The organism is Mucilaginibacter polytrichastri (genome assembly GCF_001911425.1).
GTDB classification, from domain to species: domain Bacteria; phylum Bacteroidota; class Bacteroidia; order Sphingobacteriales; family Sphingobacteriaceae; genus Mucilaginibacter; species Mucilaginibacter polytrichastri.
In genome coordinates, this window is the sequence record NZ_MPPL01000001.1 from 5,447,783 (window position 1) to 5,473,865 (window position 26,083).

The window sequence follows — 26,083 nt, forward strand, 5'->3', positions numbered from 1 at the left end:
CTCTTTCAATATCGTGTTACTGTAAATTTAGTTAGTCACAACTACTTTACGGATGCGGTTATTACCTGCATCTGCTATAAAAATACTACCACCAAAAACGGCAATACCGTTGGGCGAGCTAAACTGCGCTGCTGTGTTTACCCCATCGGCGTAGCCATAAGTACCAGAGGTGCCAGCCAGATCATAGAGAATACTGGTTGCAGAATTATATTTAAGCACACGGCCGGTAACATCTGTAATATACAGATTGTCGCTGCTGTCAAAAGCTATGGCGATAGGGTTACCAACCAGGGTTGTTTGTACAGAGTTGCCAATAAAAGTTTTAACTGTACCATCTGTAGTAATTTTACGGATAGCGTGATTAAGGTTATCAGCCACATATAAATTGCCTTTCGAGTCGAAAGCCAAACCGCTGGGTTTGCTAAATGTAGCATAAGCACTGGTAGAGTCAACCTGGCTATTGGTATAGCCGCTTCCGGTAAAAGTACTTACCACACCAGCCGGTGTAATTAAACGGATACGATTGTTGCCGGCATCGGCAACCAGAATGTTGCCACTAGCCTTGCTAACTGCAATGCCTTGCGGGTTATTAAAGGCAGCCTTAAGGGCAGTTGCAGAGTTAACATAACCTGGTGCGCCAATACCGGCAAGGGTAGTTGCGGTACCATCGGGTGTTATTTTGATAATTAAATTACTACCCTGGTCGGTAACATATAAGTTGCCGGTTGCCGAGTCGTAGGCAATAGCATTGGGGCTATAGAATGCCGCTGTAGTAGCAGAACCATCTGCATGGCCGTTAACACCGCTACCGCAAAAGGTAGTTACTACCCCCGCTTGGGTAACTTTACGTATAACGTGGTTAAACTGATCTGCTATATAAAGGTTGCCCTGCGCATCTGCCGCCATACCAAGCGGGGTGTAAAATTGTGCGCCTGTGCCAGTGCTGTTTACTAAACCGCCTGCACCGTTACCTGCAAAAGTGCTTACAACAGCGGTGGTAGCATTGGCTGTTGTGGTGGTTGTAAATTTAATAACACCCCCATAACCTGTACCTGCAGTACTTGTAGCATAAGCGCGTACATAATAGGTTGCACCGGATGTTAAGCCGGTTAAATCGCTCGAAAAACTTGAAACAATGGTAGTAATTGTTGTATGACTGTCGGAAACAGTGGGTGTTTGTGATGTTGTGCTGTAGCAAACGCCAATGGCAGTTACGGTAGCAGAACCCGAAGCAGTAACGCTACCGCCACTTGTGGCAGAGGTTGGTGTTACACCTGCAATAACGCTGTTAGTTAAAACAGTGGGCACAGTTGTAGTATTAGAATCTTTACTGCAACTAAACTGAAATAATACAACGAAAATAAAGGCTGTTGTTAACGTAATCCTTACGAGTAGATTTTTCTTCACTGAGGTATAAACTAAATTACTGAATTTTAATGCGGCTATATAAATAGTGTATGCCGGTTATTTGCAAAGCTAAATGATTGTATCGGTTATACAATCCTGTAAGCTGCCACTTTAACTATATTTTAACATTTTTATTACCCCTGCGGGCTTTTCTTTTAACCAAATAACAATATTAACTAAACGAAATGAGTTTAACGCTGTTTATCTGGTTATGAAACCGTTAACCAAACTGGCCCTGTTTGTATTACTATTTACAACAACAACCACTGCATTTGCTCAAAAGCACACCCCCTTGCCTCACGGCATGGTGTTTGGCAGTTCGCCCTCTAATATTAACCAAATGCCGGCCGGCAAACTCGAAGCTTTTATGGGTAAACGTACCCGTACCAGTGTGGTAGTTTATGGCCGTGTACTACGCGTTACCAAACAGCAAGGCGGCTGGTTTGAAATGGATGCAGGCAATGGCAAAATTATAGCTGCCCATTTTCGGGATTATAACATCAAACTCCCTGTAGATCTAAAAGGCCGCGAGGTAATTATAGATGGCGTTGCCGAAAAACAATTTATAGCCGATGACCTGCAACACCTGGCCGGTGATACCGTGCAAGGTAAAAAGCAGCACAGCGTTAAAACAAACCCTAAAGAAAAAATAACCTTTGAAGTGAAGGGGTTAATGGTGAATAAATAGTTGAGGAGAGAGACAAGAAATAAGAGCCAAGAAACAAGATAAGTACACCGTAGAGACACAATACTTTGTGTCTCCTGAGATTGGGGAATCGTAATTGCTGTAGAAACAAGCTCAGAGCAATTAGCCCTGCCCCTAAATACAGCAGAAATCCGTTTTCCATTAGGAATGTAGTGTGAGTTATGAATCGTTAGTGGATGTACTTTTTCTTTTTCCGCAAAAGAAAAAGTACCAAAAAGAAAACTCGTGGCTGCTCAATTTTCTATTAAAGGGTGTGCTGAGGCCAGTGTTATGCTGCCCGAAAATTAAGATGCCACAATTATTAGGCTATTGAAGGTTCATCACAGTAGTTTGTAGCAACCGTTAAATAACCACCTCAATGACGGTCATAGCTTAATAACAAAAAAAGGACAAGGAATTTCTCCCTTGTCCTTATATCATTAGTCCTTTATCCTAAAAAAACTTACTTGCTCAGGTACATCGATTTCTCTTTGTACAAGTGGCGGAAATAAGGGTCTTCGAGGTTAGGGATAAAGCGGATGGCTTCGCCGGTCGATTTCATTTCGGGGCCTAATTCTTTGTTTACTTCCGGGAATTTATCGAAAGAGAACACAGGCTCTTTAATGGCATAACCTACCAATTTACGCTCTATGGTAAAATCTTTAAGCTTGTTAACACCCAGCATAATTTTGGCCGCTATGTTAATGTAAGGTACATCATAAGCCTTTGCTATGAAAGGCACGGTACGTGATGCACGCGGGTTGGCTTCGATCACAAATACTTTGTCGTTTTTAACCGCAAACTGTATGTTGAGCAAACCTCTTACATTTAATGCGCGGGCAATTTTGGCAGAGTATTCTTCCATCTGGCTAATTACGCTTTCGCTCAAATCAAATGGAGGTAATACCGCAAATGAATCGCCGGAGTGGATACCTGCAGGCTCAATGTGCTCCATCATACCAATGATGTGTACATCGTCACCATCGCAGATCGAGTCAGACTCGGTTTCTGATGCACGATCCAGGAAATGGTCAATCAGTACGCGGTTGCCCGGTAAGTTTTTAAGCAGGTTAACTACTGCTTTCTCTAAATCCTCGTCGTTGATCACGATGCTCATGCCCTGCCCGCCTAATACATAACTAGGGCGAACCAGTACAGGGTAGCCAACTTCGTGCGCTACTTCAATTGCTTCTTCAGCAGTTTCTGCAACACCATATTTAGGGTAAGGGATATCCAGTTCTTTCAACAAGTCAGAGAAACGGCCACGGTCTTCGGCGATATCCATATCGTTAAATGAGGTACCGATAATTTTGATGCCATGCTCATGCAGTTTCTCAGCCATTTTTAAAGCTGTTTGGCCACCAAGCTGCACAATCACACCCTCCGGTTTTTCCAGTTCGATGATGTCGCGTACATGTTCCCAAAACACCGGCTCAAAATATAGCTTATCGGCCATGTTAAAGTCGGTAGATACGGTTTCGGGGTTACAGTTAATCATGATGGCTTCGTAGCCTGCTTCTTTAGCGGCTAACAAACCATGCACACAGCTGTAGTCAAACTCAATACCCTGGCCAATGCGGTTAGGGCCCGATCCTAATACTACGATCTTCTTCTTGTCTGATACGATAGATTCGTTTTCGCCCTCGTAGGTAGAGTAATAGTAAGGTGTTTTAGCCTGAAACTCTGCAGCGCAGGTATCAACCATTTTATAAACACGTTTTAAACCTAATACCTTGCGGCGTTGGTAAACATCCTCTTCGGTAGTATTGCCACCCAGTATCCAGGCAATTTGCTGATCTGAGAAACCTTTTTGTTTAACGTTGAAGAAGATATCGCGTGGAATGTTGTTTACCGAATAGCGGCGCAACTCTGCCTCCAGGTTAACCAGTTCCTGAATTTGGTTCAGGAACCAACGGTCTATCTTGGTTGCCTTACGCACCGATTCGATAGGTACACCAAGGCTCAAGGCATCATAAATGTGGAATAACCTGTCCCAGCTTGGATGCTCCAGGCTGTGCATAATTTCTTCAAGGTTGCGGCTTTGACGGCCGTCTGCACCTAAGCCGGCACGGCCAATCTCTAAACTCTGACAAGCTTTTTGTAAAGCCTCGCTAAAGCTGCGGCCAATAGCCATTACCTCACCTACAGATTTCATCTGTAGGCCAAGCTCTTTGTTGGCGCCTTTAAATTTATCGAAGTTCCAGCGTGGAACTTTTACGATCACATAATCCAGCGTTGGCTCAAAATAAGCCGAAGTTGTTTTGGTGATCTGGTTTTCTAATTCGTCAAGGTTATAACCGATAGCCAATTTAGAAGCTATTTTGGCGATAGGGTAACCTGTTGCTTTTGATGCCAGCGCCGATGAGCGGGATACCCGTGGGTTAATCTCGATAGCGATAATGGCCTCATCAGCCGGGTTAACAGAGAACTGTACGTTACAGCCGCCTGCAAAATTACCAATGGCGCGCATCATTTTAATTGCCTGGTCGCGCATTTCCTGGTAGCAGCGGTCGCTTAGGGTCATGGCCGGGGCCACGGTGATCGAGTCGCCGGTGTGGATACCCATCGGGTCAAAGTTTTCGATAGAGCAGATGATAATCACATTATCATTGCTATCACGCAACAGCTCCAGTTCGTATTCTTTCCAGCCTAAAACAGCTTGCTCTACCAATACCTCGTGGGTTGGTGATGCCTGCAGGCCGCGGCTTAGTGCGGCATCAAAATCTTCTTTTTTGTGTACAAAGCCTGCGCCTTTACCACCCAGCGTATAGCTTGGGCGAATTACCAGCGGAAAGCCGATAATCTGCGCAGCTTCCTTACCTTCTAAAAACGAATTGGCAATTTTTGATGTTGCCACCCCTACGCCGATATCAACCATTAACTGGCGGAAAGCCTCGCGGTTTTCTGTTTTTTCGATGGCTGCAATATCTACACCGATAATGCGGACACCATACTTTTCCCAAAGCCCCTGCTCATCTGCCTCTATACAAAGGTTTAATGCCGTTTGGCCACCCATAGTAGGTAGCACAGCATCAATCTTTTGCTCCTGGAGTATTTTTTCGATACTCGCGGTGTTAAGCGGCAACAGGTAAACATGGTCGGCAATAACCTTATCGGTCATGATGGTTGCCGGGTTGCTGTTGATGATTGACACGGTAATGCCTTCGTCTTTCAGCGAAAGGGCAGCTTGTGAACCTGCGTAATCAAATTCGCAAGCCTGGCCTATGATAATAGGGCCTGAACCAATAATTAAAACTGATTTAATGGAGGTGTCTTTTGGCATAGTGTTTTTAAAGTCAAAAGTTATTAGGCAAACATCAAAAAAGCAATGATATTTTACCGGTAAATACTATGCGCTGGAAGCAAAAATTCCGACTTTCAGCGTCGGGATGCAAAGATAGGACTTTAGAGGTTACGCGTGAGAAATATTTTGATTTTTATAATGAGATGATAAAAATTGAAAATAAATACTTAAAGCAGGCTGACGATTGCCATACTCCACCCGCACATCATATTTGGCTGTGCGGTATGAAAATAGGGTTTAGTGGTATTTTGAACAGGAGCAGGCATGCTTACACAAATACGCCTATTCTTATTTTAATGAAAGCAATAAGTACTACTTAATTAATTTATTATCCGTATCCGGAAATACCAAAACAGGTTCAAAATTACGCGCTTCTTCCATCTCCATAGATGCGTAAGAGATTATGATCACAATATCGCCCACCTGGGCCAGGCGTGCAGCTGCGCCGTTAAGGCATACAATACCACTTCCCCGCTCACCTTTTATTACATAGGTTTCAAAGCGTGCGCCGTTGTTATTGTTTACAATCTGCACCTTCTCGTTGGGTATAATATTGGCAGCATCTATCAGATCTGCGTCTATGGTAATGCTGCCTACATAATTCAGTTCGGCTTGGGTTACTTTAACGCGGTGTATCTTAGATTTTAAAACCTCAATAATCATTTTGCAAAGTTATAATATAGAATCTGGAAAAGTGTCATGCTGATCTGATCCGAAAATCAGCGGATTATCATATTGTCTATCAGTCTGGTTTTACCTGCCTGCACGGCAGTTAGCGCAATCAAATGCGGGTTTGCTTCGGTTGCCGGCAATAGCGTGTCGCCATCGGCAATTTCAAAATATTCCAACACTACGCCTGTTTCGGCATTAATCATGGCAATTGCTTCGCCTGTTACCTGTTGCAGGTTTTCGCCGTTAAAGTTTTCGGCCACCCAGCGCAATGCTTTAGATACTATCAGGGCATGCTCCCTTTCGCCGGCAGATAAATGGATATTGCGCGAACTCATGGCCAAACCTTCGGGCTCGCGGGAGATGGGTACCATCACCAGCTTAACCGGCATGTTGAGCAATTGCACCATTTTAGTGATCACCAGCACCTGTTGATAGTCTTTTTGCCCAAAAAATGCAGCATCGGGCTTAACAATATCAAACAGTTTAAATACCACCTGGGTAACCCCCTGATAATGCCCCGGGCGAAATTTTCCTTCCAGTAAATGTTCCAGCTGGCCCAGGTCAATATGCCATTGCTCATTAGCGGCATACATCTCACTTACACTTGGGTTAAACAATATATCGCAACCGGCGGCTGTCAGTTTTGCTATATCAGCCTCAATGGGGCGGGGGTAATTCTGCAGATCGTCGGGGTTGGTAAACTGTGTGGGGTTAACAAAAATACTGCAAACCGTAACGCTGCACTGCTGCCTGGCCAGGGCTAATAACGACAGGTGCCCCTGGTGTAAAGCGCCCATAGTAGGCAATAAGCCAATGGTTTCGCCATTTTGCCGGCATTGCAGTAAATATTGCTGCAGCTCGTGTTTTGATGTAAATATTTTCAAACCTTATCTTGTGAAAAAGATGGCAAAGTTGTGCTTTTAATTAAAAATAACCAAACTTACTTGCATAATCCATTGATAGTTCTTAACATATTGTGTATATTTGCACACTCAAATTTTTTTGAGCGATATTAAAATTTAAATACTGATTAGAGATGGGTAAATCTAAGCTTCTGTTTATAACTCATGAAATGTCGCCTTTCCTCGAACTCACTAAAATTTCTGAAATAACCAGGCAGTTGCCACAAGCAATGCAGGACAAGGGTTTTGAAATCCGTATCCTGATGCCACGTTTTGGAAATATTAATGAGCGCCGGAATCGCCTTCATGAGGTAATACGCTTATCGGGAATGAACATTATCATCAACGATAATGATAATCCGCTAATTATTAAAGTGGCTTCTATTCCTTCTGCGCGTATGCAGGTATACTTTTTAGATAACGAAGAGTATTTTCAACGTAAGCATGTGTTCAATGATAAAGACGGGAAGTTTTATGCTGACAATGATGAGCGTATGATTTTCTTCTGTAAGGGTGCACTGGAAACTGTAAAAAAATTAGGCTGGGCTCCGGATATTGTTCATTGCCACGGGTGGATGAGCGCGCTGGTACCTGCTTACATAAAAAACACATACAAAGACGATCCAACCTTTAAGCATTCTAAAATAGTTTACTCTATTTACGAGAATGACTTTACAGAGAAATTGGATGACGATTTTGCGCGTAAAGCTGTAATGAGCGATATGACCGAAGCACATACCGACGTATACAAACCGGGTACCAACGCTGCATTATATGCAGGCGCTATCCAATACAGCGACGGGATTGTTTTGGCAAGCGAAAACATCGATGCAGATGTGTTAAATAATGTTAAAAACAGCCAAAAATCGGTTCTGGAATTTAATTCCACTTCAGATTTCGAAAATTATTACAACTTTTACGACGAAATTACCAACGAAGAACTGGTGAACGTTGCTTAAAGATTTGAAGATATATATGAAATTTTTCCGATTAGACTTATTAACCCTGTTGATAAGTCTTTTTATTTTAAATAGTTGTACAAACCAGGATAAACTGGGCTTGGCTATTGATCCGTCGCAGCAGATAGATGGTACGCTGATAGATACGTCTACAGTGTTAACCAAAACAGTGCTCGAAGACAGTGTGGTAACATCCGGCATTGCCAAAACTCCGCTGGCTTATTTTAAAGATCCTGTTTTTGGTACTTCAGAATCAAATATCGCTGCTTTACTGAGCCTGCCGGGTAGTGCTGCCTATAGTTTACCGTCGGGTACCATTACTATCGATTCGGCAGTATTGGTATTACGCTACAACGATGGCTTTTACGGCGATTCATTAACCTCCAAATACAAGGTTAATGTATATCAGCTTGCAGAGCAGCCAAGTGCCAGCACTGTATACCGCGGAAGCAAAACATGGCAGGTTAATACCGGTACTGTTTTAGGTACGCAAACCTTTAATTCGCGCACACACACCAAGTTTAAAATTACCAACATTGTGTCTGGCGCTAAGGATACCCTGGTATCTGTACCGGCACAGTTGCGCATAAAAATTAATAATAATTTTATTTTTAATAACCTTTTCGGTGCTTCTACAGCGGTGCTGGCATCAAACAACTTGTTTCAGAACCAGGTAAAGGGGTTATACGTTACGCTTGATAAAAATCAAACGGGTGCGGGCGGTCGTTTTTTAGTTAACCTGGATTCGAGCAAGGTTGATGTATATTACAAAACTGTAAATGGTACTACTATAGATACTGCTACAGTTACCTTGCCGCTGGCCAATCGCGCAGCAGAAATTAAACGCACTTACAGTACTACGGTACAGGCTGCGGTAAACAGTACGGCATCATCGCAAGAAACAGTTTATTTTGAGGGACTTGGCGGTTTGAGAACCAAAATAAGCTTCCCTTACCTTAAAAATATTATTACAGCAGCCGGCTCTGACGTTGTTTTAAACCGTGCCGAGCTTATTGTAAGCGCGGCAACAGGTACCGATATCCCTTACATCCCTACGCCTAAGCTAAGTTTGTACCGTTACGATATTGCCCTGCAACGAACCGAAGTACCCGACGCTACGTCGACAGACCCGCGTTATATTGCCGTAAATACCTTTGGCGGGTTTTACGTAAAAAGCTTAAAAGAATACCACTTCATTATTACAGGTTATATATCTGATTTGATGCGTGGCAAAACAGTAGACTATGGTACCTTTATTGGCCCTGTAGATACCACCAATACATCTAGTGTTGATTATGCAGCTACTGCCCAAACAGCAGGGCGTGCCGTTGGCATAGGGGGTATTACCAATAAGGCCTCGGCCAATTATCCTTACCGCATGCGGCTTAATATAATTTATACCAAAGCAACCAAATAATACAATCCCCCTCTTATACAGGGGGATTTTTTTTGATACCAATTTATTAGCTTAGCAGATAATTTACTATACCAATGCTATAGCTTTATAGCAATATTTTAAACCATCTATTTATGTGCGGAATTGTAGGATATATTGGGTTTCGTGATGCGTACCCTATTGTTATAAAAGGCCTGCACCGCCTGGAGTATCGTGGATATGACAGCGCAGGTGTTGCATTGCTTAATAAAGACGAAGAACTTAAAGTTTATAAAAAAGCCGGCAAAGTTAGCGACCTCGAAAACTTTGTAAAAGATATTGATACCAGTAGCACCATTGGTATGGGCCATACACGCTGGGCTACACACGGTGCCCCGAGCGACCGTAACTCGCACCCCCACTCATCCGGCGATAGAAAGCTTACCATTATACACAATGGTATTATCGAAAACTATAACAGCATTAAAGAAGCATTGCTGGCAAAAGGCCATGTGTTTTTAAGTGATACCGATACTGAGGTATTAATTCATTTGGTTGAAGATATACAGCACGAAACTGGCTTGGAGCTTCGAGAGGCTGTTCGTGTGGCCTTAAACCGTGTTATAGGTGCCTATGCCATAGTTATTATGAGCGCCGATGAACCAAACGAACTGATAGCCGCACGTAAAGGCAGCCCCATGGTAATTGGTGTTGGCAAAGGCGAATACTTTATAGCATCTGATGCTACCCCGATTGTAGAATACACCAAAAATGTAATTTACCTTAACGACAATGAGATCGCTTACATCCGCCGGGATGACCTGCTGATTAAAAATATTGATAATACCGTACAAACGCCATACATCCAAAAGCTGGAGCTGCAACTGGAAATGCTTGAGAAAGGTGGTTACGACCATTTTATGCTCAAAGAAATTTATGAGCAACCACGCTCGGTACGCGATTGTTTGCGCGGCCGTATCTACCCGCAACAGGGTAAGGTACAATTGGGCGGTATTAAAGAATATGTAGAGAAACTTAAAAATGTTGACCGCATTATTATTGTGGCCTGCGGTACCTCATGGCATGCCGGTTTAGTTGGCGAATACCTGATAGAAGAATATGCACGTGTGCCTGTTGAGGTTGAATACGCCTCGGAGTTCCGTTACCGCAACCCGATAATTACCGAGAAAGACCTGGTTATTGCCATTTCACAATCTGGAGAAACGGCCGATACAATGGCCGCTATTGAGCTGGCTAAAGAGAAAGGTGCTACTATTTTTGGCATCTGTAACGTTGTTGGCGCATCCATACCGCGCCTTACGCATGCGGGTGTTTATACCCATGCAGGGCCCGAAATTGGTGTGGCATCAACCAAGGCATTTACAGCACAGGTTACCGCGCTTACTTTAATGGCATTTTACATTGCCCAGCAGCGTGGCACCATTACCCAAAGCAAGCTGATAGAATACCTGACAGAGCTTAACGAGATCCCAACCCTAATAGAGAAAACTTTAAAGACCAACGACCACGTTAAAGTGATTGCCGATAAATTTAAAGACTCTACCAATTGCTTGTTCCTGGGGCGCGGAAGCTCGTTCCCGGTTGCGCTGGAAGGAGCGTTGAAACTAAAGGAGATCTCGTACATACATGCCGAAGGTTACCCTGCAGCAGAGATGAAACACGGCCCTATCGCCTTAATTGATGAGGATATGCCGGTAGTATTTATAGCTACCAAAAACTCATCGTACGAGAAGGTGATTAGCAATATACAAGAAGTACGCGCACGCGGCGGCCACGTTATTGCCATTGTTTCTGAGGGTGATACCACGGTAAAAAACATGGCCGATTTTGTAATCGAAATACCGCAGACAGCCGAAGCATTTGTACCATTATTGGCTACTATACCTTTGCAATTACTATCATACCACATTGCGGTTATGCGTGGTTGCAATGTAGATCAGCCTCGTAATCTGGCTAAATCTGTGACGGTAGAGTAACAGTTTTGCCTTATAGATAAAATCAATAGTTTGTATCTTTGAAAAAAGATACAAACTATATGACTATCGTTCAGCTTGAATATATTGTAGCCGTTGATACCTACCGCAGCTTTGTGGCAGCGGCCGAAAAATGCTTTGTTACCCAGCCCACGCTTAGTATGCAGGTGCAAAAGCTGGAAGATACACTGGGTGTAAAACTTTTTGACCGCAGCAAGCAACCCGTTGTACCTACCGAAATTGGCTGCGATATTATAGCCCAGGCACGCATCCTGCTATCAGAAAATCAAAAAATTAAGGAGATAATTACCGACCGCCAGAAAGACCTTGCCGGCGAACTGCGCATTGGTATTATACCTACCGTTGCGCCTTATATACTACCCAAAATAATTACCCAGTTTATCAGCAAATACCCGCAGGTAAAACTAGTGGTGTGGGAGCAAACCACAGATCAGATCATTCAGCAAATAAAATTGGGGATGATAGATTGCGGCATCCTGTCTACCCCATTACATGAACCACAGCTTACCGAAACACCCCTCTTTTACGAAAACTTTGTAGCCTATGTAGCCAAAAACAGCATCCTGGCCAAAAAGAAAAACATCAACCCGGATGATATTAACATGGACGAGCTGTGGATACTGAACGAAGGCCATTGCATGCGCGACCAGGTATTAAACATTTGCCAGCGCCGCAAAAGCAGCAAAGGATTTCAGCACTTTGAGTACAATACCGGCAGTATAGAAACCCTGAAACGGATGGTTGACCAGAACAATGGTACCACCATTTTGCCGGAACTGGCATTGGCAGATTTGACCGAAAAACAGATGGATAAGGTGCGCTATTTTAAATCGCCGGAGCCTGCAAGGGAGATTAGTATAGTAACCCAGAAAAACTTTATTAAGCGCCGTATGATAGAGGCGCTCAAAGCCGAAATACTTGATTTTGTTCCTAAACGCATGAAAAATAGAAAGAAAAAGGAGGTGATTGAAATATAGCTATTTATAATCTGTCTAAATAATTTTGGATTTTTAGACAGGTAAGTATACATTTGCGCTTTATTTATAATTAATCTAAATAATATGCGTAAATTTTTACAACTTCTCACAGTTATATTTTTATCCGTATCTACAGCTTTTGCCCAGAGCGGCACAATAAGGGGAACCGTAACCACTTCAGACGGGCACCCTGCAGAAGCAGTATCGGTAGGGATCAAAAATTCGAGTATGGGGACTATCACCAACGAGTCTGGACGTTTTCAACTTAATGGCGTTAAAGCAGGTACTTATACACTGCGTGTCTCGGCAGTTGGTTTACAAACCGAAGAGCAATCGGTAACAGTTACCAGGGGTAGCGTTACTGTAAACTTTATGCTGAAAGAAAGTGCCAGCAATTTGCAGGAAGTTTCTATATCGGGCAGAAAGCAAAAATACAAGGTTGATGAGCCATCAAACAGCCTGCGCTTAAACGAGCCGCTGGTGCAAATACCACAAAATATCCAGGTGGTTACGGCAGATCAGATTAAGGATCAGCAAATTTATAACATGCTCGAAGGCGCATCGCGCAATGTGAGCGGCTTAACCATGCAGGAGCACTGGGGTAACTACGCCCGTGTTAATGCCCGTGGCGACAGGCTGGCGCCTTTTAGAAACGGTGTAAACCTGGAAGCCGACTGGGGCCCGTTAAATGAAGATATGGCTTTTGTTGACCGGATTGAATTTGTAAAAGGGCCGGCGGGCTTTATGCTGGCTAACGGCAACCCATCTGGTTTTTATAATGTGGTAACCAAAAAACCTACAGGTGTAAACCGCCAATCATTTGATTTTAGTGTAGGCAGTTATAATAACTATCGTGCAACTGCCGATTTTGATGGCACCTTAACCAAAGATGGCAAACTGCAATACCGGTTAAACCTGATGGGACAGATGGCGCAAGACTGGCGGCCTTATGACTTTACAAACCACTATGGTATTGCCCCGGTATTACGTTATAAATTTGATGACAAAAACACGCTGACGGCAGAGTATACTTACCAGTTTCAGCGGATGAATGCTTTTGGTACAGCATACCTGTTCTCTACCAAAGGCTATGCTTCTTTACCGCGTAGTTTTACCGATGCGCCATCAAATAGCCCGGCAACTAACATTTATGACCAAAGCGCTTTCTTAAACTACGAGCATAAATTTAGCGATAAGTGGAAATTTACCGCACAGGGCTCATATTTCAACTATAAACAAAACGGCTATAGCTATTGGATTAATAGCATCAAAGATAATGGCGATGTAGCCCGTAACCTGGGGTTATGGGATGCCAGCAACCGTATTAAAAACCTGCAGGCTTATGTAAATGGTGAAATACAAACAGGCGCTATTAAACACCGCATTTTGGGCGGTGCCGACCTGGGCGATAAATATTACATTGCCGATTATAATCAATCTGCTTCATTAGACCCGGTTACACCGTTCAATATTTTTAATCCAAACAATGGCCCGGTAACCCTGCCTGTCTTTAACACGTCAGACCCACTTAGCGCACGTGGGGCCGGTACTGCTACTTCACAAAAATACCAATCAGTTTATGTGCAGGACGAAGTCGGCTTTTTTGACCAGAAACTGCGCTTAACTTTAGCCGGCAGGTTTACCCACGCAACCGTGGTTGACCCTTATGCAGGCACTTCTGCAAGCAGGAAAGTAACGCCACGTATTGGCATCAGCTATTCGCTTGATCCTAATACAGCTTTATACGGCGTGTATGACCAGGCTTTTATCCCGCAAACCGGTAATATTTTTGGTGGTGGTTCTGTTAAACCAATTACAGGGAACAACCTGGAGGGGGGTATTAAACGCGATTGGTTTAATGGCAAGTGGAGTACTTCGTTATCTATTTACCGTATCTTAAAAAACAACCAGTTAGTTGCAGATCCCGACAGGCCAAATACGCCTTATGTAGTACAATTAGGCCAAACCAAAACCAATGGTGTTGAATTTGATGCCCGTGGCGAAATTATAAACGGACTTAGCTTAATGGCTAACTATGCTTATACCAACTCGCAAATTTCTGAAGATACCAACCCAGCTAATGTGGGCACACCAGTACCTGGCTTTGCCAAACATGTTACCAACACCTGGTTAACCTATCGTTTTCAAACCGGCGATTTAAAAGGTTTGGGCTTTTCTGCAGGCTATCAATGGCAGCTAAGCCGTATACCATGGAGCTTGGGTACAGGTACATCAGACTTGCCAAACTATTTCCGTTTGGATGCCGGTACATCTTACCAGTGGAAAAAATTCAGCATTACAGTTAATGTAAATAATCTGTTAGATGCGTATCTGTACTCAGGAGGCCACTCAGATTACCTGAACTCGGAAGGCAAGACAGTTTATAACTGGCAGGCAGAATCGCCAAGAGCTGTAAGAGCGTCTATCGGTTACCGGTTTTAAGAAATAACTCAACTATTACCATTTTACCAAACATCAGGGCTTTCTAGAAAATTAATCATCAAACTTTTAATTTTTTAGAAAGCCTTTCTACTGATTTTTCAACCAATCGGTGTAATAGTGCTTATAGCTATCGGTCTGCGTTCTGAAGAAATTGAATGGCCATTTAAAATACGTTATCGTATAAGGTATCTATTATGTTTCGCCAATCTTTTCCATTAACAATATCTCCGTTGCAGATAAATATCAGTCCCTTTTTACTTTTGGGATCATAAGAAATAAAAGAGGAAACTCCGTTAGCCTTACCGGTATGCATATACAGAATTGCCCCTTTGTTTGTTGCATACTGAAACCAGGTATAAAAACCAAGATTGAAGTCGTTGGGTGTTAGCGTTTGTATAGCGGTGCTGTCTAATACTTGTTTATTTTTCCATTTTCCTTGCATTGTCCATGCGATTAAAAAATGAGAAAACTCAGTTACCTTAGTATGCAAGGTTCCTGCGGGGTAATCCGGAAATCCGCCAAATCCCCAAGGTTGATATCTTTGCAATGAATCAGAATAACTGTAGGGTATCGCAACATTCTCTGCATTTACTTCATGTAAAAACCAGCCGCTGTTGGTCATACCCAAAGGTTTAAAAAGGGCACTTCTACAATATTCATTAAAAGGCTTACCTGTAATGCGCTCGGCCAAGTATCCCAGTAAAGCAACACCCATGTTCGAATATTCGGCTTGCGTACCAGGAGGGTAATGATGGAAATTTTTGTTTTTATCGTAATGCTTCCCGTTGATGTTAAAATATCCTTTAATAAAATTTTTTAACGAAATGTCCGGGTCGCCATGGTTGCTTTCCCAAAACTGGCTCAGGTAATCTAAATTATCATCAATGGAGGAGCGATGCCGCAACAACTGTGCGAATGTTATGGCAGTAGCCGGATAGCGGGGGTTGACGATCTTGAAATCCAGGTACCGGTTAATATCATCATCCAGCCTTAATTTACCTGCCGCATACAATTGCATAATGGCTGCTGCCGTTATTGTTTTAGAGGTAGAAGCAGCTTCAAATATAGTTTGGCTGGTTACTGGTATTTTCTTTTCCAGATTTTGATAGCCATAGTACCCCGTCCAGGTAATCTTCCCATCTTTGATAGCAATAGCTTCAAAGCCTGGGATATGCAGTTTCTGCATCTGGCTGTTGATAAATGAATCAACAATAGGCTTTTGAGCATACGCAGATAAGGCTAAAAGCGAGTTTAAGATCAGTATAAGAGCACCTGTTTTTTTACACATTGTATTATTATTTATGGCGGTTATAATTCTTGTGGTAGCTTCTTCATGGCACGGTCAGCAAAATGCCGTCCGTTAATCTAAATGCAGATATGGGTCTTGTACCCGGGCCTGCTGCATGGTGTAATTGCCCTTTAAATTTTGAATAGTTTATCGATGGCTTGTTTTTACCTCCAGTAAAACCAAGTGATTACCGTAAAGATCGGTAAACTGTACTTGCCGGCCCCAGCCAGTTGCTGCAGGTTTACTGATAAAGTTTATACCCTTATCCTGGTATTGCTGGTAAAGCTGGTCAAAATGATCTGTTTCCAAAACCAGTAAGGTACGGGTGCCTGCTTGGTTCCCTACCATATCTATATCTGCCTGTGTGGCGGCCTTAACTAGCACCATTGCCATTTCTTTTTGCCCCGGTGGCGCAATAGTTAACCAACGCTGATTACCAAACTGGCTGTCTGCTATTTTAACAAAACCCAGTTTAGTGGTGTAAAACTGCAAGGCTTCATCATAATCTTTTATTAACAGGCTCACCTGGGCAATTTTTAGCGGCCCTGTAACTGGTTGTTGAGCGTAAGCACCCACTGCAAACGCTAATACGAGAACTAATTGTGTGATAAGTTTTTTCATAAGTCTTTATTTAAATAGTTTTCCAGGTTATTGAATTTTTCATTCCAGAAGGCATCATAAAATTTAATCCAGTCATACAATTCTAAAAAGCCTTGTTGTTGTAATTCGCAAAGGCGTTCCCGTCCCTGGTCTGTAACCGTAACCAGGTTGTTTTCTTCCAGCACTTTAATATGCTTGGAGATAGCGGGGCGGCTCACCTCAAACTGCTCGGCAAGGGCGCTTACGCTTAATATCCCTGCCGATAGCAGCATCAGGATCTTTCGCCTGTTAGGGTCGGCAAGTGCACCAAAAATGTCTGTATTCTTTTTTTTCATCGTATTAGCTTCAGCCGTTGGTCAAACAGCTTGTAAATATTTTTTTTCCAGCCGCGGCCCAGCAAAAAGCTTATAGCTACGGGCGCAAGTCCCTCAAAACCGGTATGCTCAAAAAGTAAATGAGTTTCGCCATTTAGTGCGGTAAGCGTCCAGGATACCATTGAATTTTTGATTGGTCCGCCTGTCCAGGAATAAACCAGTTTCTCATTAACTACAACCTCAAGCACCACGCAATAAACAATACCGTCAAAACCGGGGCCGGGCTTAGTTTTAAAGGTAAACTTGTGCCCAACAACCGGTAGCAGATCATTCGGCATCAGCCACTCAGACAGGATCTTGCTATCAGCAATTAATTTCCACAACTTTTCCGGCGGGTGTGGATAGGTTTTTTCGTAACGAATGCTTCTTTTCATAAAGCGTAACTATTTGATTACTAATTTAGGCGTAACTATTTAATTACGCAATATTTTTATTAACTATTTTCTGCAGCATTATTTGACAGTGGTAGCTATGGTTTGCGATTGTATTACGCACAAATTGTTTATAATTAGTCTAAATAGCTTTGATAATTAGATTGTATGGTCTACATTTGCGCCATTCTTTATAATTAGTCTAAATAGCAAATGGTTAAACTATCCAAAAACGATTCTCCTTTTTTAACATATATACTGGCTTTGTTGCTTTGCTTCAACGCAAATTTCAGCCAGGCGCAAAACGCCAAAGGCACTATAAAAGGTAAAGTACTTAACGCCGAAGGCAAAGCTGCCGATAACGTAACGGTAAGTTTAAAATCAACCTCTGTAGCAACAGTTACAGGCGAGGATGGTATTTTTTCGCTAAAAGCCCCTGCGGGTACCTACAAATTGGTAATATCTCACGTGGGTATGCAAACCAAAGAGATTGATGCCGAGATTACTGCCAATAAAACAACTACAGTTAATGATCTTATTATTAACTTAAACAGCAGTGGTTTACAGGAAGTAAACGTTAATGGTAATAAGGTAAACAGGTTTAAAAGAAAGCAAAGCACAGATGTTGCTAAAATGCCGCTTAACAACCTGGAAAATGCACAATCATATACCTCAATAAGCCGCGAGCTATTAACCGAGCAGAATATTTTTACTGCAGACGAAGCCGTTAAAAACGTATCTGGCCTGCAAAAAATGTGGGATGCAACAGGCCGCGGCGGCGATGGTGGCGCCTATTATACCATGCGTGGTTTTGTGGTGCAAACTCAGTTAAGAAACGGTGTTGCCGGTAATGTTACCAACTCGATAGATGCCATTAACCTGGATCGTATTGAAGTGATCAGGGGCCCGTCTGCTACCTTGTTCGGTAGCTCATTAACTTCTTACGGCGGTTTAATTAACCGTGTAACCAAACAACCATTTGATAACGCAGCAGGCGAAGTTACCTACACAGGTGGCAGCTATGGCTTAAGCCGTGTAAGTGCGGATATTAATACACCTTTAGATGTGCAAAAGAAAGTGTTGTTTCGTTTAAATACGGCTTACACTAACCAAAATAGTTTCCAGGACAATGGCTTCAGCAAAAATGTGGCTATTGCACCAAGCTTGTTATACAAGGTAAACGACAGGTTAACCATTGAGGCAGAAGCTGAGTTGTTTTACGGCCGTAATGCACTAAACACGATCTTCTTTTTTCCATACGGACAAAATGTATCACTACTGGGTGCTAACCGTGCTGATGAGTTAAATATTGATTACAAGCGTTCTTATTTCGATAAAAGCTTGTCACAGCGTACAAGAAGTGCAAACTATCTGGGTCAGGTAAATTACAAGATCTCTAAAGAATGGACCTCGCAAACCAACTTAAGCTCTGTAAACAGCTTCTCTAACGGTTACGGTCCATATTTTTACTTATTGCCAAATCAACAGATCTCACGCGAAGATCAATCAACCCAAAACAGCAAGTCAACCACAACAGAGATTCAGCAGAATTTTAATGGCGACTTTAAAATTGGTAAAATGAGAAACCGCGTTGTAATCGGTTTAGATTATCTAAACGTTAACTCAGACCAGCTTTTCCTTGGTGCCGTGTATGATGTTGCCCCATTACAAAGCAATACTTTTAACTATAATTCGCTTAATACAGGTACGCTGGGTGCCGTTTATGCAGCTGGTGGCACCAGTGCGTACCCTTACATTTATAAATCAAGCACCTACAGCTCTTATGTGTCTGACGTGCTAAATATCACCGATCGCTTAATTGCTTCTGCCGCCTTACGGGTAGACAGGTTTGTTTTCGATGGTAATAAAGATGCCAATACAGGTGTTAAATCGGGCGCATATAAGCAAACTGCTTTCTCTCCAAAATTTGGTTTAATATACCAGGTGGTAAAAGATCACGTATCGTTATTTAGCAACTATCAAAATGGGTTCACTAACAAGCCAGGTACAGACTTTGCCGGTAACGGATTTAAACCAGAGCACGCCAACCAAATAGAAGGTGGTGTTAAACTCGATGTATTTGATGGTAAATTAAGCAGTACAATTAGCTACTACAACATTAAAGTACAGGATATATTACGTACAGATATAGCACACCCGCTATTCTCTATACAAAACGGCACACAGGTAAGCAAAGGCTTTGAGGCCGAAGTTATTGCCAACCCGATATTGGGTGTAAACGTTGTTGCAGGATTTGCCTACAACGATTCTAAATACCAGAACGCTGATGCAGATGTTGTGGGCCTTCGCCCGGCTACTGCAGGCTCGCCTTATACAGCTAACTTATGGGTAAGCTACCGTTTTCAGGAGCCTAAGATCAAAGGTTTAGGTGTGGGCTTTGGCGGTAACTACGCAAGTGACAATAAAGTTGTTAACAGTATAAGCCAGGGTGTATTTGTGTTGCCACATTACACTATCCTTAACTCAACTGTGTTTTATGATAAAAGCGTTTACCGTATTGGGTTATCATGTAATAACTTAACCAATAAAGAATACTATACCGGTTATTCATCTATTAACCCACAAATGTTAAGACAATATTTAGCAAGTTTTGCATTCCGGTTTTAATAATGACTCCGTTTAAAAAAACTATATTATTTCTGCATCGCTGGCTCGGTTTCATTACCGGGCTGGTAGTGTTTATTGTAAGCATAACCGGTTGTATCTTCTGCTTTCAGGACGAGATACAGGATGCCCTTTACAGCTACAGGCATGTGGAGGCCAGCACTCAACCTTACCTTGCACCTTCTGTATTAAAGCAAAAAGCCATTGCCCAATACCCGGGCGCTACGGCTGGTTTCATTACTTACTATGGTAAAGACCGCCCGGCCGGTGTATTGGTAAACACCAAAAAAGAGGGCTTTTTAGCGGTTTATTTTAACCCTTACACGGGCAAAAATTTACACTCGGAGGTATATGCCAAAAACCTTTTTATTATTGTTGAGTACATCCACCTTTACCTGTTGTTGCCACCCAAAATAGGCGGCATGATCGTGGGCGTTTCGGTAATAATATTTGTGGCTATTATGATTACCGGGATTGTGCTTTGGTGGCCCAAACGTAAATCAGACCGCAAGCGCAGTTTCAACATAAAATGGGGGGCTAAATGGCGACGCGTAAACTATGACCTCCATAATGTACTCGGATTTTATGCTACCGCAATAGCCATTATCCTGGCTATATCCGGCGTGGCCATTGCTTTTGATTGGGTACGCGAAGGGATTTACAAGGCGGGTAACCTCGGTAAAACTTACCCGCAGGAGAAATTGGTGCTCAAGTCAGATTCGTTACAAAAAGCAAAAGCGGTAACCTATCCTGTTACCGACAGAGCTTTTGTATATGCACAGCAACAGAGCCCGCAAGCGCAAATGTTTTCCATATATACAGACGATGCTGCAAGTGGCCTAATCAGCGTTACCGCTTATGAAAAAACATTCCGCTATGCCTACAGCGATGAATATAGTTTTGACAAGTATACCGGCAAACTATTAAAGGTGATGCCTAATGCCAAAAAGAGCATGGGCCTTAAGCTTAATGATATGAACTACGATATCCACGTAGGGCAGATATTAGGTTTAACAGGTAAGATCATTGCTTTTTTAGCCAGTTTAATCTGCGCCAGTTTACCAATTACCGGTTTTATTATCTGGCTGGGCAAACGCAAAAAGCCTAAAACTAAAAAGGTAAGGCACGCCGTTGATAGGCGGGCAAAGCATACGGTTTCCTAGAAGAGTGCTGTCATCCTAAGCAATAATCATTAAGTTAAGGAATAAGGTAGCTCGTAAAGGGGCTTAATTTAATGACATTGCTCAGAGCAGATGGCATCCATTAGCATAAACAAAATAAAAAAGGGTCACGATTAATTTATCGGGACCCTTTTTATTTTCACATTGGCAAATTGCCAAATCAACAAATTATAACTTAATTTCTTCGTCTTTGGTGTTGAAGAAATGGAACTCTGTAATCTGGTAGGCTGGATTGCTCTTCACCTTTATCCACTGGCCATATTTAAAATACCATTTAATCTGGCGTGTAAAAATTCCCTTTTTAATGTATGCCTCAATGTATGGGTGCACACATAATGTAATCTTTTTCTCGTTTTGCTCAACCAGTATATAATTGAAATTGGTTTCAATATCATCCAGCAGCAAAATGCTTGGCCTTATAGTGCCTGTGCCATGGCATGCCGGGCAAACTTCGCTGGTTACAATGTTCATCTCCGGGCGAACGCGTTGCCTGGTGATCTGTACCAACCCAAATTTACTTGGCGGCAATATCGTGTGCTTAGCACGGTCGTGAGCCATTTCGCCACGCAGATAGTCAAACAGATCCTTGCGGTTGGTTGGCTTGTGCATGTCAATAAAGTCAATCACTACAATACCGCCCATATCGCGTAGCCTAAGCTGGCGGGCAATTTCGCGTGCGGCTTCTTTATTAACCTGGTAAGCATTCTCCTCCTGGTTTTCTTTACTAGCTGTACGGTTACCGCTGTTTACGTCAATAACGTGCAGGGCTTCTGTATGCTCAATAACCAGGTAAGCGCCACCGGCCAGGTTCACGGTTTTACCAAAGGCAGATTTAATCTGTTTATCAACACCGTAGTGCTCAAAAATTGGCTCTTTGTGCTTGTGCAGGCGAACTATACTTTCAAGATCAGGGGATATCTCGTGTACGTATGATTTCACCTCCTCATAGATCGAGTTGTCGTTTACATAAATATGCTGAAAGTCGGGATTTAAAATATCCCTCAATAGCGTTGATGTACGATCAATCTCGCCTAAAATCTTTTTCGAAGGCTCCGTTGTGGGCAGCCTTGTAATAAAAGTTTCCCACTTCGACACTAAGTCGAGCAGGTCCTTTTGCAATTCTACTACGCCTTTATCTTCAGAAACTGTACGGATAATTACACCAAAATTCTTTGGTTTAATACTTTCTACAATTTTGCGCAACCGCGTACGCTCAGTATTGCTTTTTATCTTTTTAGAGATAGATATAGCCTCTGAGAATGGGACAAGCACAACATAACGGCCTGCGATAGACAGGTCGGAACTTAGGCGTGGCCCTTTGGTTGAAATTGGCTCCTTAGCGATCTGCACCGGTATGAGCTGATTTTTGGTAACCACATCGGATATTTTACCCGTTTTGTTGATGTCGAGTTCGGCTTTAAAGTTATCCAGCAATTTAGCCTGATAACTACCGCCACGCACCTGTTTGGTTAGTTTTAATAAGCTTTGTACCTGTGGGCCCAGATCAAGGTAATGCAAAAAAGCATCCTTCTCGTATCCTACATCCACAAAGGCAGCATTAAGCCCTGGCATAATCTTTTTGATGCGGCCAAGGTAAATATCACCAACGGTATAATTGTTAGTGATTTGCTCTTTATGGAGTTCTACAAGTTGTTTATCCTGTAATAAGGCAATAGTAGCCCCGTTTGGGGATGAATCGATAATTAATTCTTTTACCAACTGCTACTCCATTTCTTATATTGCGATTTGCATCGCAAAAAGGTAAAACAAAAACAAAAAAAATTTACCTGCCTTAAAAAAAGGCAGGTAACAAAGCTAATGTAGCTTATTTCTTTTTATGTCTGTTTTTTCTTAAACGTTTTTTCCGTTTGTGAGTAGCCATTTTATGGCGCTTACGTTTTTTACCGCTTGGCATAATTTAATTTTTTTATTGTTAATTAATCTTTTAATTCTTTGATAAACTGATCAATGCGCTGTCCAAATGCCGGGTCTGGCATCATTTCTTTGCATTTCTGATAAGCCTCAATAGCTTCTTTTTTCATACCCAGCTGCTTATAGCTTTCTGCCAGGTAAAAGTAGGGCTCAACCTCAGGTTTTTGTGCAATCACCGTTTTAAACCTTATAACTGCTTTATCATACTGTCCAGATTTCATTGCAAACTGGCCCAGGTTAATATTAGCGTTATGGTTGGCGGGGTCTTGCTTTACCACATCAAGCAATAAACTAATTCCCTGCATCGGGCTTGGCGCGCCACCGTTTACATAGGCAATACCTAAGCCGGCTTCTGCATCCAAATTCTGGGGTTTTAGTTTTCTTGCATGCTCAAAGGCTTCTACCGCATTTGCCACATAAGCGGGTTGTACGGCAGTATCCTGTGTAAATTTATAAGCATCGTTGAAACGATTACCGGCGTTTAACCACTGTTGAAAATCATTGCTCTTACGGGCAAGGTCAAGGTAGTAAAATGCTGCTGGCGCGGGCTGATTTACATCGTCCCACTGTTGTGCTAGTTGTTTCTTAACTGCCAGTTTAGCTGCACCCTCTGGGGCTTTGCTCAGCTGGTCTTCTAAGGTTGCAATTTTGCCCGCTAATGCAGGGCCAACTGCTGCTTTTGCACTGGCTGATATCGCTTCTACACTTACCTGGGTAACAGGGCGGCTGGTTTCTTTACTAGCCATTACACCGTTACTGTGTCCAGATTCGTCTTTAGGTTTTATCAGCCCTTTAACCGGTAATGAATACAAATAGCCCATTACAGCAACAACTGCAATAACAATAACTATTTGTTTCTTATTCATGCTATAAATTATTTGCTTGCTTTAGTCTTGTTTCCTGTTTTAACTTTCTCAACAAAAGTTTTTGCGGGTTTAAAACTTGGTACAAAATGCTCTGGTATAATAATAGCAGTATTTTTTGAAATATTACGCGCTGTTTTTTTAGCTCTTTTCTTAACTACAAAACTACCGAAACCTCTCACATATACATTTTCGCCACCTACCATAGAGGTTTTTACTACTTTAAAAAATGCCTCAACAGTTTCTTGAACGTCCATTTTCTCGATACCTGTTTTAGATGAGATCTCAGCTATAATCTCTGCCTTGGTCATACCTTATTTTCTTTTAATTATATGTTAACTACTTAACTGTTTTGGGGTTGCAAAAGTATGGGTTTATATGGAAACATTGAAATAAAACGCTTTATTTTTTTTGTAAGGCTTTAAAATGCCTGTATAATGCCATTCTGCTGACAATAGTTACTTTTGTTATTGATGAATTTTTCTGACGAAATTACCAATTGGTACAATGCCAACAAACGCGACCTTCCGTGGCGTAACACTACTGATGCTTACACCATTTGGCTCTCTGAGATTATATTACAGCAAACCCGTGTAGAGCAGGGAATGCCTTATTTTTATCGTTTTTTAGAGCGTTATCCCAACGTTGCCGCTTTTGCCGCCGCGCACGAAGATGATATCTTAAAATTATGGCAAGGGCTGGGTTATTACTCGCGCGGCCGTAATATGCTTAGCACCGCGCGGCTTGTAAATGAGCAATATAAGGGCACGTTTCCAACCCGTTATAATGAGCTGATAAAGCTAAAAGGAATAGGCGAATACACCGCTGCAGCTATCGCATCTTTTGCTGCTAATGAGGCCAAAGCCGTGGTTGATGGTAACGTATACCGGGTACTGGCCAGGTACTTTGGTATTAGTGAACCTATCAACTCAACCAAAGGCAAAAAGCTGTTTCAGGAAACAGCAAATAGTATCCTGAATATGGAACACGCAGGCATCCATAACCAGGCCATGATGGAGCTTGGGGCGATAATCTGTAAGCCTAAAAATCCCGCTTGTGGCATTTGCCCGGTAAATACAGGTTGCTACGCTTTTTTAAACAATGCAGCCACGCAATTACCTGTAAAACTTAAAACAGTTAAGGTGCGCGAACGTTACCTCAATTATTTTTTAATAACCGATGGCGACAAAATTTTGATGAAAAAAAGAGGGATGGGCGATATATGGGCAAATATGTATGATATGCCACTGATTGAAACCTCTGAAATGTTAACCCCGCATGAAGTATTACAACTAAGCGAGGCCATTGAATATTTTGGTACGGATGCCGAAATATTAGAAGTTTCGGGCCCCGTAAAACACATGCTTACACACCAGCGGCTTAAAGTTAATTTTATAAAAATAGACAGCAAAAAGATCAAATTACAGCAAGAGTGGTTTTACATAGAAGTAGAAAATTTAAAAAAAATAGCGATGCCTCAAATCATTTTTATATTTTTAACTAATATTTTTACATTTAAAAATAATTTCCCTTTTTCTAATTAAACTTTATGTCAGGAATAAACAAAGTAATACTCGTGGGCCATTTGGGTAAAGACCCAGAAATACGCCATCTGGAAGGCGGTGTTGCGGTAGCGAGTTTCCCTTTAGCCACCTCAGAAACATTTAACAAGGATGGTAAAAAAGTGGAGCAAACCGAATGGCATAATATTGTAATGTGGCGCGGCCTTGCAGATGTTGCAGCCAAGTATCTGCAAAAAGGGAAATTAGTTTATATTGAAGGGAAATTAAGAACCCGCTCTTTTGAAGATAAAGAGGGGATAAAAAAATATACCACCGAAGTAGTTGCCGAAAACTTTACCATGCTGGGCCGAAAAAGTGATTTTGAGAACGAAGGCTCTAAGCAACCGAAACCAAATGATGTTGGCGCAGGCTTTAATGACGACAATGAAGACCTGCCTTTCTAACCAATTATAAACCAATTGAGTAGCCCCGGTATCCATCGGGGTTTTTTATTTCCCATGCTTTTTTGCTTATATTAACCATCTCAACCTCAGCAATATGAAGCATCGTTTTACTTATATTTTTCTTTTTCTTTTTCCGGTTTTTTGT

At 42.2% G+C, this 26,083-nt stretch carries 22 protein-coding genes; 11 read left to right on the top strand and 11 right to left on the bottom strand.

Features of this window, described 5'->3' with window-relative positions:
- Positions 1–27 precede the first annotated feature (27 nt).
- A complete protein-coding gene (locus RG47T_RS23635; protein WP_139235664.1) occupies positions 28–1,308 on the bottom strand; it encodes an NHL repeat-containing protein in 1,281 nt (426 codons plus the stop codon).
- 310 nt (positions 1,309–1,618) lie between these two features.
- Here RG47T_RS23635 and RG47T_RS23640 point away from each other — a divergent pair, with 310 nt between their 5' ends.
- The gene (locus RG47T_RS23640) at positions 1,619–2,095 is read left to right on the top strand and encodes a DUF4920 domain-containing protein (protein ID WP_074492396.1); all 477 of its coding nucleotides are present in this window, start codon (positions 1,619–1,621) and stop codon (positions 2,093–2,095) included.
- A gap of 460 nt (positions 2,096–2,555) precedes the next feature.
- Here RG47T_RS23640 and carB read toward each other — a convergent pair whose 3' ends face one another.
- Entirely contained in the window at positions 2,556–5,375 is a 2,820-nt protein-coding gene (gene carB, locus RG47T_RS23645; RefSeq protein ID WP_074492398.1) for a carbamoyl-phosphate synthase large subunit, read from the bottom strand.
- Between the two features lie 68 nt (positions 5,376–5,443).
- Here carB and RG47T_RS23650 point away from each other — a divergent pair, with 68 nt between their 5' ends.
- A complete protein-coding gene (locus tag RG47T_RS23650; protein ID WP_074492400.1) occupies positions 5,444–5,716 on the top strand; it encodes a hypothetical protein in 273 nt (90 codons plus the stop codon).
- Here RG47T_RS23650 and panD read toward each other — a convergent pair.
- The gene (gene panD, locus RG47T_RS23655) at positions 5,709–6,059 is read right to left on the bottom strand and encodes an aspartate 1-decarboxylase (protein ID WP_074492403.1); all 351 of its coding nucleotides are present in this window, start codon (positions 6,057–6,059) and stop codon (positions 5,709–5,711) included. The two genes, RG47T_RS23650 and panD, sit on opposite strands and share 8 nt — an antisense overlap.
- Positions 6,060–6,115: 56 nt before the next feature.
- A complete protein-coding gene (gene panC, locus RG47T_RS23660; protein ID WP_074492405.1) occupies positions 6,116–6,952 on the bottom strand; it encodes a pantoate--beta-alanine ligase in 837 nt (278 codons plus the stop codon).
- Positions 6,953–7,104: 152 nt separating this feature from the next.
- Between panC and RG47T_RS23665 the strand changes: the two genes are divergently transcribed.
- The 5 genes from RG47T_RS23665 to RG47T_RS23685 all read left to right on the top strand — a co-directional run bounded on the left by RG47T_RS23665 (position 7,105) and on the right by RG47T_RS23685 (position 14,738).
- The gene (locus tag RG47T_RS23665) at positions 7,105–7,929 is read left to right on the top strand and encodes a glycogen/starch synthase (protein ID WP_074492407.1); all 825 of its coding nucleotides are present in this window, start codon (positions 7,105–7,107) and stop codon (positions 7,927–7,929) included.
- Between the two features lie 16 nt (positions 7,930–7,945).
- Positions 7,946–9,346: a DUF4270 family protein gene (locus RG47T_RS23670; RefSeq protein ID WP_074492409.1), complete on the top strand. Its 1,401-nt coding sequence runs from the start codon at positions 7,946–7,948 to the stop codon at positions 9,344–9,346.
- Between the two features lie 113 nt (positions 9,347–9,459).
- Positions 9,460–11,301 (top strand): glutamine--fructose-6-phosphate transaminase (isomerizing), encoded by a 1,842-nt coding sequence (gene glmS, locus RG47T_RS23675; RefSeq protein WP_074492411.1) that lies wholly within the window; start codon positions 9,460–9,462, stop codon positions 11,299–11,301.
- Between the two features lie 59 nt (positions 11,302–11,360).
- Complete coding sequence (locus tag RG47T_RS23680) at positions 11,361–12,296, top strand: hydrogen peroxide-inducible genes activator (protein ID WP_074492414.1); 936 nt, start codon at positions 11,361–11,363, stop codon at positions 12,294–12,296.
- Between the two features lie 84 nt (positions 12,297–12,380).
- On the top strand, positions 12,381–14,738 hold the full coding sequence (locus tag RG47T_RS23685; RefSeq protein ID WP_074492416.1) for a TonB-dependent receptor: 2,358 nt from the start codon (positions 12,381–12,383) through the stop codon (positions 14,736–14,738).
- A 163-nt stretch (positions 14,739–14,901) separates the two neighbouring features.
- Here the strand turns inward: RG47T_RS23685 and RG47T_RS23690 are convergent, their stop codons facing one another.
- The 4 genes from RG47T_RS23690 to RG47T_RS23705 all read right to left on the bottom strand — a co-directional run bounded on the left by RG47T_RS23690 (position 14,902) and on the right by RG47T_RS23705 (position 17,374).
- Entirely contained in the window at positions 14,902–16,026 is a 1,125-nt protein-coding gene (locus RG47T_RS23690; protein ID WP_074492418.1) for a serine hydrolase domain-containing protein, read from the bottom strand.
- A 147-nt stretch (positions 16,027–16,173) separates the two neighbouring features.
- Positions 16,174–16,647: a VOC family protein gene (locus tag RG47T_RS23695; protein ID WP_083627506.1), complete on the bottom strand. Its 474-nt coding sequence runs from the start codon at positions 16,645–16,647 to the stop codon at positions 16,174–16,176.
- Positions 16,644–16,961, bottom strand: coding sequence for an ArsR/SmtB family transcription factor (locus RG47T_RS23700; protein WP_074492420.1), 318 nt, complete (start codon positions 16,959–16,961; stop codon positions 16,644–16,646). The genes RG47T_RS23695 and RG47T_RS23700 overlap by 4 nt, the downstream gene beginning before the upstream one ends.
- Positions 16,958–17,374, bottom strand: coding sequence for an SRPBCC family protein (locus RG47T_RS23705; protein WP_074492422.1), 417 nt, complete (start codon positions 17,372–17,374; stop codon positions 16,958–16,960). Before RG47T_RS23705 ends, RG47T_RS23700 begins: the two co-directional genes overlap by 4 nt.
- A 210-nt stretch (positions 17,375–17,584) precedes the next feature.
- On the opposite strand from RG47T_RS23705, the gene RG47T_RS23710 reads away from it, so the two are divergent.
- Positions 17,585–19,999, top strand: coding sequence for a TonB-dependent receptor (locus RG47T_RS23710; RefSeq protein WP_074492424.1), 2,415 nt, complete (start codon positions 17,585–17,587; stop codon positions 19,997–19,999).
- Positions 20,000–20,001: 2 nt separating this feature from the next.
- On the top strand, positions 20,002–21,159 hold the full coding sequence (locus tag RG47T_RS23715; RefSeq protein ID WP_074492426.1) for a PepSY-associated TM helix domain-containing protein: 1,158 nt from the start codon (positions 20,002–20,004) through the stop codon (positions 21,157–21,159).
- Positions 21,160–21,345: 186 nt separating this feature from the next.
- On the opposite strand, the gene RG47T_RS23720 is transcribed toward RG47T_RS23715, so the two are convergent.
- From RG47T_RS23720 to RG47T_RS23730, 3 genes are all read right to left on the bottom strand, one after another.
- Entirely contained in the window at positions 21,346–22,896 is a 1,551-nt protein-coding gene (locus RG47T_RS23720) for an Rne/Rng family ribonuclease (RefSeq protein WP_074492429.1), read from the bottom strand.
- Between the two features lie 218 nt (positions 22,897–23,114).
- Positions 23,115–23,975 (bottom strand): tetratricopeptide repeat protein, encoded by an 861-nt coding sequence (locus tag RG47T_RS23725; RefSeq protein WP_074492432.1) that lies wholly within the window; start codon positions 23,973–23,975, stop codon positions 23,115–23,117.
- Positions 23,976–23,983: 8 nt separating this feature from the next.
- Positions 23,984–24,283, bottom strand: a complete 300-nt coding sequence (locus tag RG47T_RS23730) for an HU family DNA-binding protein (RefSeq protein ID WP_074492434.1) — start codon at positions 24,281–24,283, stop codon at positions 23,984–23,986.
- Between the two features lie 162 nt (positions 24,284–24,445).
- On the opposite strand from RG47T_RS23730, the gene mutY reads away from it, so the two are divergent.
- Together mutY and RG47T_RS23740 are read left to right on the top strand one after the other, a co-directional pair.
- The gene (mutY, locus tag RG47T_RS23735; RefSeq protein ID WP_074492437.1) at positions 24,446–25,516 is read left to right on the top strand and encodes an A/G-specific adenine glycosylase; all 1,071 of its coding nucleotides are present in this window, start codon (positions 24,446–24,448) and stop codon (positions 25,514–25,516) included.
- Positions 25,517–25,521: 5 nt separating this feature from the next.
- The gene (locus tag RG47T_RS23740; protein ID WP_074492439.1) at positions 25,522–25,938 is read left to right on the top strand and encodes a single-stranded DNA-binding protein; all 417 of its coding nucleotides are present in this window, start codon (positions 25,522–25,524) and stop codon (positions 25,936–25,938) included.
- The last annotated feature ends 145 nt before the right edge of the window (positions 25,939–26,083 follow it).

What these genes read in the sequence shown, in the direction of transcription:
- RG47T_RS23640 (WP_074492396.1), top strand. Translation starts at nt 1,619, where the DNA reads ATGAAACCGTTAACCAAACTGGCCCTGTTTGTATTACTATTTACAACA.
- carB (WP_074492398.1), bottom strand. Translation starts at nt 5,375, where the DNA reads ATGCCAAAAGACACCTCCATTAAATCAGTTTTAATTATTGGTTCAGGC.
- RG47T_RS23650 (WP_074492400.1), top strand. Translation starts at nt 5,444, where the DNA reads ATGCGCTGGAAGCAAAAATTCCGACTTTCAGCGTCGGGATGCAAAGAT.
- panD (WP_074492403.1), bottom strand. Translation starts at nt 6,059, where the DNA reads ATGATTATTGAGGTTTTAAAATCTAAGATACACCGCGTTAAAGTAACC.
- RG47T_RS23665 (WP_074492407.1), top strand. Translation starts at nt 7,105, where the DNA reads ATGGGTAAATCTAAGCTTCTGTTTATAACTCATGAAATGTCGCCTTTC.
- RG47T_RS23670 (WP_074492409.1), top strand. Translation starts at nt 7,946, where the DNA reads ATGAAATTTTTCCGATTAGACTTATTAACCCTGTTGATAAGTCTTTTT.
- glmS (WP_074492411.1), top strand. Translation starts at nt 9,460, where the DNA reads ATGTGCGGAATTGTAGGATATATTGGGTTTCGTGATGCGTACCCTATT.
- RG47T_RS23680 (WP_074492414.1), top strand. Translation starts at nt 11,361, where the DNA reads ATGACTATCGTTCAGCTTGAATATATTGTAGCCGTTGATACCTACCGC.
- RG47T_RS23685 (WP_074492416.1), top strand. Translation starts at nt 12,381, where the DNA reads ATGCGTAAATTTTTACAACTTCTCACAGTTATATTTTTATCCGTATCT.
- RG47T_RS23690 (WP_074492418.1), bottom strand. Translation starts at nt 16,026, where the DNA reads ATGTGTAAAAAAACAGGTGCTCTTATACTGATCTTAAACTCGCTTTTA.
- RG47T_RS23695 (WP_083627506.1), bottom strand. Translation starts at nt 16,647, where the DNA reads ATGAAAAAACTTATCACACAATTAGTTCTCGTATTAGCGTTTGCAGTG.
- RG47T_RS23700 (WP_074492420.1), bottom strand. Translation starts at nt 16,961, where the DNA reads ATGAAAAAAAAGAATACAGACATTTTTGGTGCACTTGCCGACCCTAAC.
- RG47T_RS23705 (WP_074492422.1), bottom strand. Translation starts at nt 17,374, where the DNA reads ATGAAAAGAAGCATTCGTTACGAAAAAACCTATCCACACCCGCCGGAA.
- RG47T_RS23710 (WP_074492424.1), top strand. Translation starts at nt 17,585, where the DNA reads ATGGTTAAACTATCCAAAAACGATTCTCCTTTTTTAACATATATACTG.
- RG47T_RS23715 (WP_074492426.1), top strand. Translation starts at nt 20,002, where the DNA reads ATGACTCCGTTTAAAAAAACTATATTATTTCTGCATCGCTGGCTCGGT.
- RG47T_RS23725 (WP_074492432.1), bottom strand. Translation starts at nt 23,975, where the DNA reads ATGAATAAGAAACAAATAGTTATTGTTATTGCAGTTGTTGCTGTAATG.
- RG47T_RS23730 (WP_074492434.1), bottom strand. Translation starts at nt 24,283, where the DNA reads ATGACCAAGGCAGAGATTATAGCTGAGATCTCATCTAAAACAGGTATC.
- mutY (WP_074492437.1), top strand. Translation starts at nt 24,446, where the DNA reads ATGAATTTTTCTGACGAAATTACCAATTGGTACAATGCCAACAAACGC.
- RG47T_RS23740 (WP_074492439.1), top strand. Translation starts at nt 25,522, where the DNA reads ATGTCAGGAATAAACAAAGTAATACTCGTGGGCCATTTGGGTAAAGAC.